Source organism: Cupriavidus sp. FW305-27, from assembly GCF_058787995.1.
The window spans coordinates 51,653-65,947 of sequence record NZ_JBYTAG010000007.1 but is presented as its reverse complement, the minus strand read 5'-3'; the positions used below and the strand labels follow the sequence as shown (position 1 = coordinate 65,947).

General features: G+C 66.5%; 14 protein-coding genes. 13 read left to right on the top strand and 1 reads right to left on the bottom strand.

Annotated elements, in window-relative coordinates; genetic code table 11:
* Window positions 1–3 precede the first annotated feature (3 nt).
* From AC3WRI_RS05015 to cysM, 6 genes are all read left to right on the top strand, one after another.
* Window positions 4–1,386: a UDP-glucose dehydrogenase family protein gene (locus AC3WRI_RS05015; RefSeq protein WP_010812950.1), complete on the top strand. Its 1,383-nt coding sequence runs from the start codon at window positions 4–6 to the stop codon at window positions 1,384–1,386.
* 80 nt (window positions 1,387–1,466) lie between these two features.
* The gene (gene rfaE1 / locus AC3WRI_RS05010) at window positions 1,467–2,414 is read left to right on the top strand and encodes a D-glycero-beta-D-manno-heptose-7-phosphate kinase (protein WP_010812949.1); all 948 of its coding nucleotides are present in this window, start codon (window positions 1,467–1,469) and stop codon (window positions 2,412–2,414) included.
* A 28-nt stretch (window positions 2,415–2,442) separates the two neighbouring features.
* Window positions 2,443–3,438, top strand: a complete 996-nt coding sequence (rfaD, locus tag AC3WRI_RS05005; protein WP_010812948.1) for an ADP-glyceromanno-heptose 6-epimerase — start codon at window positions 2,443–2,445, stop codon at window positions 3,436–3,438.
* A 155-nt stretch (window positions 3,439–3,593) separates the two neighbouring features.
* Window positions 3,594–3,962: a ComEA family DNA-binding protein gene (locus AC3WRI_RS05000; RefSeq protein WP_010812947.1), complete on the top strand. Its 369-nt coding sequence runs from the start codon at window positions 3,594–3,596 to the stop codon at window positions 3,960–3,962.
* Between the two features lie 237 nt (window positions 3,963–4,199).
* Window positions 4,200–5,501, top strand: a complete 1,302-nt coding sequence (locus AC3WRI_RS04995; protein WP_010812946.1) for a solute carrier family 23 protein — start codon at window positions 4,200–4,202, stop codon at window positions 5,499–5,501.
* Between the two features lie 135 nt (window positions 5,502–5,636).
* Window positions 5,637–6,539: a cysteine synthase CysM gene (gene cysM / locus AC3WRI_RS04990; RefSeq protein ID WP_010812945.1), complete on the top strand. Its 903-nt coding sequence runs from the start codon at window positions 5,637–5,639 to the stop codon at window positions 6,537–6,539.
* A gap of 69 nt (window positions 6,540–6,608) precedes the next feature.
* Here cysM and mltB read toward each other — a convergent pair whose 3' ends face one another.
* Window positions 6,609–7,715 carry a lytic murein transglycosylase B gene (gene mltB, locus AC3WRI_RS04985; protein WP_010812944.1) on the bottom strand — a complete coding sequence of 369 codons (1,107 nt, stop codon included), beginning with the start codon at window positions 7,713–7,715 and terminating at the stop codon, window positions 6,609–6,611.
* Between the two features lie 149 nt (window positions 7,716–7,864).
* On the opposite strand from mltB, the gene AC3WRI_RS04980 reads away from it, so the two are divergent.
* The 7 genes from AC3WRI_RS04980 (at window position 7,865) to AC3WRI_RS04950 (ending at window position 14,213) form a co-directional block, all read left to right on the top strand.
* Complete coding sequence (locus AC3WRI_RS04980) at window positions 7,865–8,788, top strand: histone deacetylase family protein (protein ID WP_010812943.1); 924 nt, start codon at window positions 7,865–7,867, stop codon at window positions 8,786–8,788.
* Window positions 8,789–8,800: 12 nt separating this feature from the next.
* Window positions 8,801–9,604 (top strand): enoyl-CoA hydratase, encoded by an 804-nt coding sequence (locus AC3WRI_RS04975; protein WP_174549455.1) that lies wholly within the window; start codon window positions 8,801–8,803, stop codon window positions 9,602–9,604.
* 165 nt (window positions 9,605–9,769) lie between these two features.
* Entirely contained in the window at window positions 9,770–10,804 is a 1,035-nt protein-coding gene (locus AC3WRI_RS04970) for a methionine ABC transporter ATP-binding protein (protein ID WP_010812941.1), read from the top strand.
* Complete coding sequence (locus tag AC3WRI_RS04965; RefSeq protein ID WP_011614705.1) at window positions 10,794–11,447, top strand: methionine ABC transporter permease; 654 nt, start codon at window positions 10,794–10,796, stop codon at window positions 11,445–11,447. The genes AC3WRI_RS04970 and AC3WRI_RS04965 overlap by 11 nt, the downstream gene beginning before the upstream one ends.
* 46 nt (window positions 11,448–11,493) lie before the next feature.
* Window positions 11,494–12,291, top strand: a complete 798-nt coding sequence (locus AC3WRI_RS04960) for a MetQ/NlpA family ABC transporter substrate-binding protein (protein ID WP_011614706.1) — start codon at window positions 11,494–11,496, stop codon at window positions 12,289–12,291.
* Between the two features lie 218 nt (window positions 12,292–12,509).
* Window positions 12,510–13,259 carry an electron transfer flavoprotein subunit beta/FixA family protein gene (locus AC3WRI_RS04955; RefSeq protein ID WP_010812938.1) on the top strand — a complete coding sequence of 250 codons (750 nt, stop codon included), beginning with the start codon at window positions 12,510–12,512 and terminating at the stop codon, window positions 13,257–13,259.
* Window positions 13,260–13,277: 18 nt separating this feature from the next.
* On the top strand, window positions 13,278–14,213 hold the full coding sequence (locus AC3WRI_RS04950) for an electron transfer flavoprotein subunit alpha/FixB family protein (RefSeq protein ID WP_010812937.1): 936 nt from the start codon (window positions 13,278–13,280) through the stop codon (window positions 14,211–14,213).
* The last annotated feature ends 82 nt before the right edge of the window (window positions 14,214–14,295 follow it).

Below are 14,295 nucleotides of genomic sequence, written 5' to 3'. Positions count from 1 at the left end.
GCTATGAAAGTCACGATCATCGGCAGCGGCTATGTCGGCCTTGTCACCGGCGCCTGCCTGGCGGAACTTGGCAACGACGTGTTCTGCCTGGACCTGGACGAGCAGAAGATCGCGCTGCTTAACGCAGGCGGGGTGCCGATCTACGAGCCGGGCCTGCAGGAGCTGATCCAGCGCAACCGGGCCGCCGGGCGGCTGACCTTTTCCACCGACGTGGCGGCCAGCGTCGAGCACGCCGACGTGCAGTTCATCGCCGTGGGCACGCCCCCGGACGAAGACGGCTCTGCCGACCTGAAGTACGTGTTGGCGGCGGCGCGCAATATCGGCCGCCATATGACCGGCTTCAAGGTCGTGGTCGACAAGTCCACCGTGCCGGTTGGCACCGGCGACCGCGTGGCCGCCACGATCCGCGCGGAGCTGGCCGCGCGCAGCCTGGAAGACCTGCAGTTCTCGGTGGTGTCGAACCCCGAGTTCCTGAAGGAGGGCGCCGCGGTCGAGGACTTCATGCGCCCGGACCGCATCGTGCTGGGCTGCAACGCCGACGTCGCCGGCCGCCACGCGCAGGCCACCATGCGCCAGCTTTACGCGCCGTTCAACCGGCACCACGAGCGCACCTTCTACATGGACGTGCGCTCGGCCGAGTTCACCAAATACGCCGCCAATTCGATGCTGGCCACGCGCATCTCGTTCATGAACGAGCTGGCCAACCTGGCCGACGAGGTCGGCGCCGATATCGAACTGGTGCGCATGGGCATCGGATCGGACCCGCGCATCGGCTACAGCTTCCTGTATGCCGGCGCCGGCTATGGCGGTTCATGCTTCCCCAAGGACGTGCAGGCGCTGATGCGCACCGCCGCCGACCATGGCAAGCCGATGCGCGTGCTGGAAGCGGTGGAATCGGTCAACGGCGCACAGAAGCGCGTGCTGGGCGACAAGGTCGTGCGCCGCTTCGGCGATGACCTGACTGGCCGCACCTTTGCGGTGTGGGGCCTGGCCTTCAAGCCCAACACCGACGACATGCGCGAGGCACCGTCGCGGGTGCTGGCACGCGAACTGGTGTCGCGCGGCGCGTCGCTGCGCATGCACGACCCGGTGTCGATGGCCGAAGCCCGGCGCGTGCTGGATGCCGACCTGGCCGACCTGCCGGGCGGCGCCGCGCGCGTGAGTTTCCACGAGAACCAGATGGATGCGCTGGACGGCGCCGACGCGCTGGTGATCGTGACTGAATGGAAGGTGTTCCGCAGCCCAGACTTCGGTCAGATCAAGCGGCGCCTGAAGGCCCCGGTGGTCTTCGACGGGCGCAACCTGTATGAGCCTGAGGCCATGGTCGAGACCGGCGTGGAGTACCACGCCATCGGCCGCCCGACCCGGCAGGCCGTGAACGAATGAGGCGCCGGCGGGTCAACGGACTCATCAACCGATAAGCTAACGCGGCGGCCGCGGCCGGCGCGATATTGCCAAGGATCTTCATGAACAAGACCGTCATTCCGCAGGAGCAGATCCGGCAGTCCCATATCCTGGTGGTCGGCGACATGATGCTGGACCGCTACTGGTTCGGCGATGTGGAGCGCATCTCGCCGGAAGCACCGGTGCCGGTGGTCCAGGTCAAGCGCAGCGACGAGCGCCTGGGCGGCGCCGCCAACGTGGCCCGCAATGCCGCGGCACTGGGCGCACGCGTGGGCATGCTGGGCGTGGTCGGCGACGACGAGCCGGCCCGCACGCTTGAAGCGCTGCTGGGCGAGAGCCATGTGCAGCCCTACCTGCACCGCGATCCCAAGCTCAACACCACCATCAAGCTGCGCGTGGTGGCGCACCAGCAGCAGTTGCTGCGCGTGGATTTCGAGAGCGCGCCGGCGCATGAAGTGCTGGCCGCGGTACAGGACCGCTTCCTGGCCCTGATCAACGACTACCAGGTGCTGGTGCTGTCCGATTACGGCAAAGGCGGTCTGACCCACGTCACGCGCATGATCGACGCCAGCCGCGCGGCCGGGCGCAAGGTGCTGATCGATCCCAAGGGCGACGACTACTCGCGCTACCGCGGCGCCACCCTGATCACCCCCAACCGGGCCGAGATGCGTGCCGTGGTCGGCGCCTGGAAGACCGAGGCCGACCTGACCATCCGCGCGCAGAACCTGCGCCGCGGGCTGCAGCTGGAGGCGCTGTTGCTGACGCGCTCGGAAGAGGGCATGACGCTCTACACCGAGGCCGAGGTGCTGCACGTCTCCGCCCAGGCGCGCGAGGTCTATGATGTATCGGGTGCGGGCGATACCGTGATCGCCACGCTCGCCACCATGCTGGGTGCCGGCGTGCCGCTCAAGGAAGCCGTGCAGCATGCCAATCGTGCCGGCGCCATCGTGGTGGGCAAGCTTGGTACCGCCGTCGTCTCTTATTCTGAATTGTTCGGCGCCGCCCCGTGAGGCGTGGCGCCCCCATCCTGATCCGACCATGACCATCATCGTCACCGGCGCCGCTGGCTTTATCGGCAGCAACCTCGTCAAAGGCCTGAACGACCGCGGCGAGACCAACGTCATCGCTGTCGACAACCTGACCCGTGCCGACAAGTTCCACAACCTGGTCGACTGCGAGATCTCCGACTACCTGGACAAGCAGGACTTCCTCGCGCGCTTTGCCCGCGGCGAGTTCGGCAAGGTGCGGGCGGTATTCCATGAGGGCGCGTGCTCCGACACCATGGAGACCGACGGCCGTTACATGATGGAGAACAACTACCGTTACACGCTGTCGCTGATGGAGAGCTGCCTGGAACAGGGCACGCAGTTCCTGTATGCGTCGTCGGCGGCTACCTACGGTGCTTCGCAGGTGTTCCGCGAAGACCGCGAGTTTGAGCGCCCGCTGAACGTGTACGGCTACTCCAAGTTCCTGTTCGACCAGATCGTGCGGCGCCGGCTGCCGTCGGCGCTGTCGCAGATCGTGGGCTTCCGCTACTTCAACGTGTACGGCCCGCGTGAAACGCACAAGGGCCGCATGGCCTCGGTCGCCTTCCACAACTTCAACCAGTTCCGCGCCGACGGCACGGTGAAGCTGTTCGGCGAGTACGGTGGCTATGCCCCCGGCATGCAGAGCCGCGACTTTATCTCGGTCGAGGACGTGGTCAAGGTCAACCTGCACTTCTTCGACCATCCGGACAAGTCCGGCATCTTCAATCTCGGCACCGGCCGCGCGCAGCCGTTCAACGACATCGCCGCCACCGTGGTCAACACCCTGCGCGAGGCCGAAGGCAAGCCGCGCCTGTCGCTCGATGAACTGGTGCAGGAAGGCCTGCTCGAGTACGTCAAGTTCCCCGATGCGCTGCGCGGCAAGTACCAGTGCTTTACGCAGTCGGATGTGTCGAAGCTGCGCAGCGCCGGCTACAGCGAGCCGTTCCTGAGCGTCGAGGAAGGCGTGGCGCGCTACTGCCGCTGGCTGATCGAACGCGCCGGCTGACAATCGGCGCGCAGCCGGCCGACACGCTTTCGTGCGGCCGGTGTCAACTTTTGTTGCCGCATGGGCCGCCGCTGCGGCCCGCCCCTATCCTGACCTGACCTCGCCGCCCCGGCGGGGGTGGTACCTCAGACCATCCACAGGAAAGGAGAGCCTTCATGTTCAAGCATTGGGTCCGGCAACTTGCCCGGCGTTTTTCCCTGGTATTCCTTGCTGCAACCATCTGCCTGTTCGCAGGCGGTGCCGCGCATGCCGCCATCGATGTCAACACGGCGGACGAGGCGGCGCTGACCTCGGTCAAGGGCGTGGGAGCCGCCACCGCCCGCAACATCATCGACGAACGCAACAAGCGTGGGCCCTACAAGGACGCCGCGGACCTGGCCGAGCGCGTCAGCGGCATCGGGCCGAAGTCCGTGGCGAAGCTGCAGGACGCTGGCCTCGCCATTGGCCCGAAGGGAGCCGCAGCAGCGGCCCCGGCCAAGGCCGCCAAGGCAGCGCCCGCGGCGGCCACCAAGCCGGCGCGCTAGCAGGCGCAGGGGCTGGCGCCCGGCTGCCGCGTGGCCGGGCGCTCTCCTTGCTGGTATGGGTTGTGCTAGACCCTTGCCGCTTCGCACGCCCCGTGGCGGCGGAGTATCATGCGGACGCCGCGCCGGCAGGATCTGCCGCGCGTGACTGCCGACAGGCACGCATCTACCAAACAACCAGGCACAAACGCGGCGGCCGCCGACCAGGCGGCCAGCCCGGACCACAGGGAGCAGAACAATATGGCGAATGGCGAGGACGCGGGATTCCTGCCGCAGTGGCGGCTCAAGACCGAAGGTGTGATCGGGCCGGATGAGCGGCTGCCCGCCGGGCAGACGCTGCTGGCCGGCATCCAGCACGTGGTGGCGATGTTCGGCTCGACCGCCATTGCACCGATCCTGATGGGTTTCAACCCGAATATCGCCATCCTGTTTTCCGGCATCGGCACGCTGATCTTCTTCCTGTGCGTGCGCGGGCGGGTGCCGAGCTATCTTGGCTCCAGCTTCGCCTTCATCGCCGTGGTGATCGCCGCCACCGGCTACGCGGGCAGCGGCCCCAACCTCAATATCCCGGTGGCACTGGGCGGCATCATCGCCGCCGGCGCGCTGTACACGGTGATCGGCCTGATCGTGCAGGCGGTGGGCTACGCCTGGGTCGAAAAGCTGATGCCGCCGGTGGTGACCGGCGCCATCGTCGCGGCGATCGGGCTGAACCTGGCCCCGGTAGCGGTCAAGGCGGTCAGCGGGGCGGCCCTCGATACCTGGGTGGGCCTGCTGACGGTGGTGGCCGTGGGGCTGGTGGCGGTGCGTGCGCCCGGCATGATCGGGCGCCTGCCGGTGCTGATCGGCGGCCTGGCCGGCTACCTCGCCTACTACCTGGGCACCAATATGATGGGGCTGGGCAAGCCGATCGACTTCTCCAGCGTGGCAGCGGCCAGCTGGTTCGGGCTGCCGGCGTTCACGGCGCCGACCTTCGAGCTCAGCGCCATGCTGCTGATCGCCCCGGTGGCGATTGTGCTGGTGGCGGAGAACCTGGGCCATATCAAGGCCATCGGCGTGATGACCGGGCGCAACCTGGACCCGTATATCGGCCGTGCCTTCATCGGCGACGGCATCGCGACCATGCTGTCGGCCAGCGGCGGCGGCACCGGCGTGACCACTTATGCCGAGAACATGGGCGTGATGGCGGTCACCAAGATCTACTCGACGCTGATCTTCGTGGTCGCGGCCGCGGTGGCCATCCTGCTGGGCTTCTCGCCCAAGTTCGGTGCGCTGATCCTGACCATCCCGGGTCCGGTGATCGGCGGGCTGACCATCGTCGTGTTCGGCCTGATCGCGGCGACGGCGGGCCGGATCTGGGTGCAGAACAAGGTGGACTTCTCCAGCTCGCGCAACCTGATCACGGTTGGCGCCACGCTGACGGTGGCCGCCGGCGACCTGACGCTGAAACTGGGCGGCATGACGCTGGGCGGCATCGGGACTGCCACCTTCGGCTGCATCCTGCTGTACCACCTGTTGGGCGAAGGCAACCACGAAGAGGGCTGAGCCAGGGCAGGATGGGCGCAGGCGGGCGGGTGGCAGCGTAAATCCCGCCTGCCGGCGAGGGATAGGTGTCTGGATTACAATGGCCGGCGAATTGGAATCCCCCGTTTGCGACCCCCTTTCGCGACCCCTCGCTCCATGGCCTACAAGACAATTGAAGACACCATCGGCAATACGCCGCTGGTCAGACTGCAGCGCATCCCCGGTGCCGCCAACGACGCGCGCGGCAATGTGATCCTCGGCAAGCTCGAAGGCAACAACCCGGCCGGTTCGGTCAAGGACCGCCCCGCGGTGTCGATGATCGCCCGGGCCGAGGCGCGCGGGCGCATCAAGCCGGGCGACACCCTGATCGAGGCGACTTCCGGCAATACCGGCATCGCGCTGGCCATGGCGGCCGCCATCCGCGGCTACAAGATGGTGCTGATCATGCCCGAGGACCTGAGCCTCGAACGCCGCCAGAGCATGGCGGCCTACGGTGCCGAGATCATCCTGACCCCGGTCAAGGGCGGCATGGAGTACGCCCGCGACCTGGCGGATTCGATGGAGCGCGATGGCAAGGGCGTGATCCTCGACCAGTTCGCCAACCCGGACAACCCGCAGGCGCACTACGAGGGCACCGGGCCGGAGATCTGGCGCGATACCGACGGCCGCATCACCCACTTCGTTTCGGCGATGGGCACCACCGGCACCATTACCGGCGTGTCGCGCTACCTGAAGGAACAGAACCCGGAGATCCAGGTCATCGGCGCGCAGCCGGCCGAAGGCTCGCGCATCCCGGGCATCCGCAAGTGGCCCGAGGCGTATCTGCCCAAGATCTACGATGCCAGCTACATCGACCGCACCGAGCCGGTGAGCCAGGGCGATGCCGAGCACATGGCGCGGCGCATGGCGTCCGAAGAGGGCATCTTCTGCGGCATTTCGGCCGCGGGCGCGCTCTGCGTGGCGCTGCGCATTGCCGAGGAAGTGGAGAACGCCACCATCGTGTTCGTGGTGTGCGACCGCGGCGACCGCTACCTGTCGACCGGCGTGTTCCCGGCGTGACCTGAACCGGTGCCAACAAGAAAGGCCTCGCAAATGCGAGGCCTTTCTTGCTTTGGCGGGCAGCTGGCGTCAGCCCATCGCCGCCTTGACCGCCTCGCCCAGCTGGTACACCGCCAGCGCATAGAAGAAGCTGCGGTTGTAGCGCGTCAGCACGTAGAAGTTGCGCAGGCCGAGCAGGTACTCGGTCGGCTGGTCGGGGGTGGGCAAGTCCACCACCAGCACGCCAGTCTCGCCTTCGCGCGCGGGGTCGATCGGCTCGTCCACGCGCAGGCCGGCGCGGGTCAGCTGGTTGAGCGTGCGCGTGGGCCACGGCTCACCGTCGGCCGCGGCGGTGGCGATACCCAGGCTGCCGGCGTCGCCGGCAATGCGCCACACCACCGGGCGGCCCGGCTCCCAGCCGTGCAGCTGCAGGAAGCGCGCGACACTGCCGATGGCGTCGGTAGGGCTGTTGCGCAGGTCGATGCGGCCGTTGTTGTCGTAGTCGATGGCGTATTCGCGCAGGCTGGTCGGCATGAACTGCGGGATGCCGATCGCGCCCGCGAAGGAGCCCAGCACCGAGTACACGTCGGTGCGGGTGTCGCGGCACCACAGCAGGTAGTCGGCCAGCTGGTTGCGGAACAGCGTGGTGCGGGCTTCGCGGTTGGGCGTGTCCGGGTAGTCGAAGGCGAGCGTGGACAGCGAATCGAGCACGCGGAAGGTGCCCATGTCGCGGCCATAGATGGTTTCCACGCCGATGATGCCGACGATGACCGATGCCGGCACGCCGAACTCGGCTTCGGCGCGGCGCAGCGTGTCGCGGTTGTCCTGCCAGAAGCGCACGCCCGCGTTGATGCGGATCGGCTCGATAAAGCGCGAGCGGTAGGTGCGCCAGCTTTTGCGGCCGGTGGTGGCGGGCGGCATGATCAGACGCACCACGGTGGCGGAATAGACCGCCTGGCCAAACCACTCCTGCAGCATGCCACGGTCAAGGCGGTGGCGGGCGACCATCTCGTCGATAAATGCGCGGGTCTGCGGATTGTCGCGGTAGCGGCCGGGTTCGATCTCTTCCTCGCGCATGCTGACGCGGCGCTTGCCCGCGGCGAGCAGGCTGGGGGAGAGGCCGCAGAGTCCGAGTGCGGCAGCGGAAAGCGCGGCGCCCAGCAGGGGGCGTCGCAGTGAGCGCTGGGTGTCGGTCATGATGTCCTTTGCAAGTCGCACCGAGTATAGCGGATGCCACTGCGGCAACTGCCGGCAAGCCGTCACGAGATGGCGCGCCGGCGCCGCTGGGTGGCTTGGGCTGGCGTGTGCTAACGTAGCGATTGGAGACAACATCGCGACGATAAGAGATGCCGACAGGCTATTACACGCACCCCGAGTTCCAGCGGCACGAGATGGGGCATTTCCATCCGGAGTGCCCGGAACGCCTTCAGGCGATCGAGGATCACCTGATTTCGCACGGCCTGGACGGGCTGCTGGAGCGCCGCGAAGCCCCGCCCGCCACGCGCGAGCAGCTTGAGCGCGTGCACCGGCCCGACTATGTCGATTCACTCGAGCGCGCCAGCCCGGCCAGCGGCTATCACGCGATCGATCCGGATACCTCGATGAACTCGCACACGCTTGCCGCCGCCACGCTGGCCGCGGGCGCGGCGGTGGCGGCCACCGATGCGGTGATCGCCGGCGAGTTCGAAAACGCGTTCTGCTGCGTGCGCCCGCCCGGCCACCACGCCGAGCCCGACCGCGCGATGGGCTTCTGCTTCTACAACAACGTCGCCATCGCCGCGCGCCACGCGCTGCGGGCGCACGGGCTGGAGCGCGTGGCCATCATCGATTTCGACGTGCACCACGGCAATGGCACCGAAGCGGCATTCCGCGGCGACGAGCAGGTGATGATGTGCAGCATTTTCCAGCACCCGTTCTATCCGTACAGCGGCACCGAGCATCTCGCGCCCAATATGGTCAACATACCGCTGCCGGCCTATACCAACGGCATGGCCGTGCGCGAAGTGGTCGAGACCATCTGGCTGCCGCGGCTCAATGAGTTCCGCCCGCAGATGCTGTTTATCTCCGCCGGCTTTGACGCGCACCGCGAGGACGACCTGGGCCAGATGGGCCTGGTGGAGCAGGACTACGCCTGGATCACCGGCCAGCTGGTGGACGTTGCGCGCGCCCATGCGCAGGGCCGCATCGTCAGCTGCCTGGAAGGGGGCTACAACCTGAGCGCGCTGGGCCGCAGCGTGCTGGCGCACCTGAAGGTGCTGCTGGAACGATAGGAGAGCATGGCCATGGCCGAGACCGATGCGCGCGTGGACGCGCCGCTGCTGACCGAATCGCGCGACACCGCGGGCGTGGTGCGGCTGACCATGAATCGGCCGCAGGCGTTCAATGCACTGTCAGAAGGGCTGCTCGACGCGCTGACCGAAGCCCTCGGCCGGCTGGCGTCGGACCATACCGTGCGCGTGGTGGTGCTGGCCGGCGCCGGCAAGGCCTTCTGCGCCGGGCACGACCTGCGCGAGATGCGGGCCTCTCCGTCGCACGACTACTACCGGCGCCTGTTCGACCGCTGCACGCGCATGATGATGGCGATCCAGAAGATGCCGCAGCCGGTGCTTGCGCGCGTGCAGGGCATTGCCACGGCGGCGGGCTGCCAGCTGGTGGCCATGTGCGACCTTGCGGTGGCCGCCGACGATGCGCGCTTTGCGGTGTCCGGCGTCAACCTGGGCCTGTTCTGCTCGACGCCCGGGGTGGCGTTGTCGCGCAACCTGCACCGCAAGCAGGCGATGGAGATGCTGCTGACCGGCGACATGATCGACGCCGAAACCGCCCGTGAGCGCGGGCTGGTGAACCGGGTGGTGCCCGCTGGCCAGCTCGACGAAGAGGTGGCGCGCCTGGCCGCCAGCATCTGCGCCAAGCCGGCCGCCGCGGTGGCCGCCGGCAAGTGTCTGTTCTACCGCCAGCTGGAAATGGGCATCGAGGCCGCCTACCAGCTGGCCGGCCAGACCATGGCCTGCAACATGATGGACGAGTCGGCGCTGGAGGGGGTGCAGGCCTTCATTGACAAGCGTTCGCCGTCCTGGCGTGGCTCATAATCGACTTTCTTGCCCCTTATATGCCGGGAACGTATAAAGACATCGGTAAAAAGTCGTTTATGGTATGAAGCGAATCGCATAAAATACGCGCTTCAGAAAAATAACGAGCGGCAACAGCGCTGGAGATCCCTCGCCTGTTGCCGTTTTTCTTTTGGTCACCTTTCCATGATCGAACTGCAAGGACTGTCGCAGCGCTTCCCGGGCGCGTCTGGCGACGTGCATGCATTGCGGGACGTCAGCCTGTCGATAGCGGCGGGCGAGGTCTTCGGCATTATCGGCCGCAGCGGCGCCGGCAAGAGCACGCTGGTACGCGCCATCAACCTGTTGAACCGGCCCTCGAGCGGCCGCGTGATCGTCGCGGGCCAGGAGCTGACCGCGCTGGACACGGGCGCGCTGCGCCTGGCACGCCGCGAGATCGGCATGATCTTCCAGCACTTCAACCTGCTGTCGTCGCGCACGGTGTATGAGAACGTGGCGCTGCCGCTGGAACTGGCCGGCAAGCCCAAGGCTGAGATTGCCGCGACGGTGCTGCCGCTGCTGGACCTGGTGGGCCTGTCGGCGCTGAAGGGCCGCTATCCGGCGCAGATCAGCGGCGGGCAGAAGCAGCGCGTGGGCATTGCGCGCGCCCTGGCCAGCAAGCCCAAGGTGCTGCTCTCGGACGAGGCCACTTCCGCGCTGGACCCGGAAACCACCCGCTCCATCCTGGAACTGCTCAAGCAGATCAACCGCGACCTGGGCCTGACCATCGTGATGATCACGCACCAGATGGAAGTCATCAAGCAGGTCTGCGACCGCGTGGCCGTGCTTGAAGCCGGCCAGGTGGTGGAGACCGGGCGCGTGATCGACGTATTCCTGCGCCCGCAGCACGACGTCACCCGCGCCATGATCGGCGACGTCATCTCGCAGGAACTGCCGGCCAGCGTGCTCAAGCGCGTGGAGAGCCGGCTCGGCAACGGGCGCGACCATGTCTACCGCCTGGCCTTCACCGGCGAGGGCGTGGACCAGCCGGTGCTGGCCCAGGCGATCCGCCGCTACGGGCTGGACTTCAATATCCTGCACGGCCATATCGACGAGATCCAGGGCCAGGCTTTCGGCTCGCTGGCGATCATGGCCACGGGCGAACTGGCCGACGTGAAGGCGGCGATGGAATACCTGCAGGCGCAAGGCGTCGTGGTGGAGGAGTTCGAGCATGTGGTCTGAAATGTTTGACCTGTTCCTGACCTCGTTCAACGAGACCCTGCTGATGGTGGCGATCTCGGGCGTGGTCGGCTCGCTGCTGGGCGTGCCGCTGGGCGTGCTGTTGCACCTGACCAACCGTGGCGGCGTGCTGTCGCACCCGCTGTTCAACCGCGGCATCGGCGTGGTGGTCAACGCCGTGCGCTCGATCCCGTTCATCATCCTGCTGGTGGTGGTGATCCCGTTCACGCGCTTTATCGTCGGGTCGTCGATCGGCACCACCGCGGCGATCGTGCCGCTGACCATCGCGGCGATCCCGTTTATCGCGCGCCTGGTGGAAAGCGCGCTGCGCGAGGTCGACAAGGGCCTGGTCGAGGCCGCTCAGTCGATGGGCGCCACCACCCGCCAGATCGTGTGGAAGGTGCTGCTGCCCGAGGCCATGCCCGGCATCGTCGCCGGCCTGACCATCACCTTTGTCAGCCTGGTCGGCTATTCGGCCATGGCCGGCGCGATCGGCGGCGGCGGTCTGGGCGACCTGGGCATCCGCTACGGCTACCAGCGCTATATCACCGAGGTCATGGTGGCGGTGGTGGTGATCCTGATCGTGTTCGTGCAGGCCGTGCAGAGCTTCGGCGACTGGCTTGTCCGCCGTATCAGCCACCGCTAATCCGTCAACGCCAAGTCAATTATTTTCTGAAACAGGAACGCATATCATGCAACGTCGCAACCTGCTGCAATGGATTCTCGGCGCCGCGATCGGCGCAACGCTGGCAACGGGCGCCGTCGCCCAGGAAAAGCCGATCAAGATCGGCGTGACCGGCGGCCCGCACGCCCAGATCATGGAACAGGTGAAGAAGGTCGCCGCCAAGGACGGCCTGAACATCCACGTGGTCGAGTTCAGCGACTACATCCAGCCCAACGCCGCGCTGGCCGCCGGCGACCTGGACGCCAACAGCTACCAGCACCTGCCGTACCTGGAAGCCCAGATCAAGGACCGCGGCTACAAGTTCACGCATATCGCCTATACGGTGACGTTCCCGATGGGCGTGTACTCGAAGAAGATCAAGTCGCTCGACCAGCTCAAGCAGGGTGCGCGCGTGGGCGTGCCCAACGATCCCACCAACGGCGGGCGCGGCCTGTTGCTGCTGCAGAGCAAGGGCGTGATCAAGCTCAAGCCTAACGCCGGCCTGAAGGCCACGCCGCTGGACATCGTCGAGAACCCGAAGAAGATCCGCATCGTCGAGCTGGACGCCGCGCAGCTGCCGCGCTCGCTGGATGACCTGGATGCCGCCGCCATCAACGGCAACTACGCGGAATCGGCCGGCCTGTCGCCCGTCAAGGATGCCATCGCCATCGAAGGCCCGAAGGGTCCGTACGCCAACCTGATCGCGATCCGCGAGGCTGACAAGAGCAAGCCCTGGGTGGCCAAGCTGGTGAAGGCTTATCACTCGCCGGAAATCAAGCAATACGTCACATCGACCTTCAAGGACTCGGTCATTACCGCCTGGTAATCCGACGTCACTTTGAGGGTTTCATCCAATCAGACTATGCCCGCAAGCCCCGGTTTGCGGCACAATCGTCGGACGGCTGGGATCTGCCGGGCTATGCCCGGCATCATTTTGCCGATAAAATAGTACGATCGTTCGAAAAACAGGAGAGCCGCCAACCCGGTGGTTATAATGACGAGCGAACAAAATTTCTGACTATCAGCTATCAGTGGAGTGAGCGCATGAAAGTACTCGTCGCAGTCAAGCGGGTGGTGGATTACAACGTCAAAGTCCGCGTCAAGGCGGACGGCAGCGGCGTCGATCTGGCCAACGTGAAGATGAGCATGAACCCCTTCGACGAAATCGCCGTGGAAGAGGCCGTGCGCCTGAAGGAAGCCGGTGTTGTCACCGAAGTGATCGCCGTCTCGTGCGGTGTCACGCAGTGCCAGGAAACCCTGCGCACCGCGATGGCCATCGGTGCCGACCGGGGCATCCTGGTGGAATCGAACGAAGACCTGCAACCGCTGGCCGTGGCCAAGCTGCTGAAGGCGCTGATCGACAAGGAACAGCCGCAACTGGTGATCCTGGGCAAGCAGGCCATCGACGACGACTCCAACCAGACCGGCCAGATGGTGGCCGCGCTGGCTGGCCTGCCGCAAGCCACGTTCGCCTCCAAGGTGGTGGTTGCCGACGGCAAGGCCTCGGTGACGCGTGAAGTCGATGGCGGCCTGGAAACGCTGTCGCTCAAGCTGCCGGCCGTGGTGACGACCGACCTGCGCCTGAACGAGCCGCGCTACGTGACGCTGCCGAACATCATGAAGGCCAAGAAGAAGCAGCTCGATATCGTCAAGCCGGAAGACCTCGGCGTCGACGTCAAGCCGCGCCTGTCGACCCTGAAGGTGGTCGAGCCTGCCAAGCGCAGCGCGGGTGTGATGGTGCCGGACGTTGCGACGCTGGTGCAGAAGCTGAAGAACGAAGCCAAGGTTATCTGAGCGCGGGGGAGAAATAACATGACTGCACTCGTCATTGCTGAACACGACAATCAATCCATCAAGGCCGCCACGCTGAACACCGTGACTGCCGCTGCCCAGTGCGGCGGCGACGTGCACGTGCTGGTGGCTGGTGCCAACGCCAAGGCCGCGGCCGATGCGGCCGCCAAGATCGCCGGCGTGACCAAGGTCCTGCTGGCCGACGCCCCGTACTTCGGTGACGGCCTGGCCGAGAACGTGGCCGAGCAGGCGCTGGCCATCGCCAACGACTACTCGCATATCCTGGCTCCGGCCACCCCGTACGGCAAGAACATCCTGCCGCGCGTGGCTGCCAAGCTGGACGTGGCCCAGATCTCGGAAATCTCCAAGGTCGACGCCCCGGACACGTTCGAGCGCCCGATCTACGCCGGCAACGCCATCGCCACGGTCAAGTCGGAAGACAAGATCAAGGTCATCACCGTGCGCGGCACCGCCTTTGACGCCGCCGCCGCCGAAGGTGGCTCGGCTGCCGTCGAGACCCTGCCGGCCGTGGCCGACGCAGGCGTTTCGCAGTTTGTTTCGCGCGAAGTGGCCAAGAGCGACCGTCCGGAACTGACCGCCGCCAAGATCATCGTCTCGGGTGGCCGTGGCGTGGGTTCGGGCGAGAACTACACCAAGGTGCTGACGCCGCTGGCCGACAAGCTGGGCGCCGCGCTGGGTGCCTCGCGCGCCGCGGTGGACGCGGGCTTCGTGCCGAACGACTACCAGGTCGGCCAGACCGGCAAGATCGTCGCGCCGCAGCTGTATATCGCCGTCGGTATCTCCGGCGCGATCCAACACCTGGCCGGCATGAAGGACTCCAAGGTGATCGTTGCGATCAACAAGGATGCCGAAGCCCCGATCTTCTCCGTGGCCGACTACGGCCTGGTAGGCGACCTGAACACCGTGGTGCCGGAGCTGGTGGCAGCACTGGGCTGATGCCTTGCCGGCCGCCAGGCGGCCGGCACTGGTAGCAAGTACGAGCCGTTCCGGGGGTGACCCGCGAACGGCTTTTTCATAC

Excerpts from the sequence above, each read along its gene's own strand:
- AC3WRI_RS05015 (WP_010812950.1), top strand. The coding sequence starts at position 4 with ATGAAAGTCACGATCATCGGCAGCGGCTATGTCGGCCTTGTCACCGGC.
- rfaE1 (WP_010812949.1), top strand. The coding sequence starts at position 1,467 with ATGAACAAGACCGTCATTCCGCAGGAGCAGATCCGGCAGTCCCATATC.
- rfaD (WP_010812948.1), top strand. The coding sequence starts at position 2,443 with ATGACCATCATCGTCACCGGCGCCGCTGGCTTTATCGGCAGCAACCTC.
- AC3WRI_RS05000 (WP_010812947.1), top strand. The coding sequence starts at position 3,594 with ATGTTCAAGCATTGGGTCCGGCAACTTGCCCGGCGTTTTTCCCTGGTA.
- AC3WRI_RS04995 (WP_010812946.1), top strand. The coding sequence starts at position 4,200 with ATGGCGAATGGCGAGGACGCGGGATTCCTGCCGCAGTGGCGGCTCAAG.
- cysM (WP_010812945.1), top strand. The coding sequence starts at position 5,637 with ATGGCCTACAAGACAATTGAAGACACCATCGGCAATACGCCGCTGGTC.
- mltB (WP_010812944.1), bottom strand. The coding sequence starts at position 7,715 with ATGACCGACACCCAGCGCTCACTGCGACGCCCCCTGCTGGGCGCCGCG.
- AC3WRI_RS04980 (WP_010812943.1), top strand. The coding sequence starts at position 7,865 with ATGCCGACAGGCTATTACACGCACCCCGAGTTCCAGCGGCACGAGATG.
- AC3WRI_RS04975 (WP_174549455.1), top strand. The coding sequence starts at position 8,801 with ATGGCCGAGACCGATGCGCGCGTGGACGCGCCGCTGCTGACCGAATCG.
- AC3WRI_RS04970 (WP_010812941.1), top strand. The coding sequence starts at position 9,770 with ATGATCGAACTGCAAGGACTGTCGCAGCGCTTCCCGGGCGCGTCTGGC.
- AC3WRI_RS04965 (WP_011614705.1), top strand. The coding sequence starts at position 10,794 with ATGTGGTCTGAAATGTTTGACCTGTTCCTGACCTCGTTCAACGAGACC.
- AC3WRI_RS04960 (WP_011614706.1), top strand. The coding sequence starts at position 11,494 with ATGCAACGTCGCAACCTGCTGCAATGGATTCTCGGCGCCGCGATCGGC.
- AC3WRI_RS04955 (WP_010812938.1), top strand. The coding sequence starts at position 12,510 with ATGAAAGTACTCGTCGCAGTCAAGCGGGTGGTGGATTACAACGTCAAA.
- AC3WRI_RS04950 (WP_010812937.1), top strand. The coding sequence starts at position 13,278 with ATGACTGCACTCGTCATTGCTGAACACGACAATCAATCCATCAAGGCC.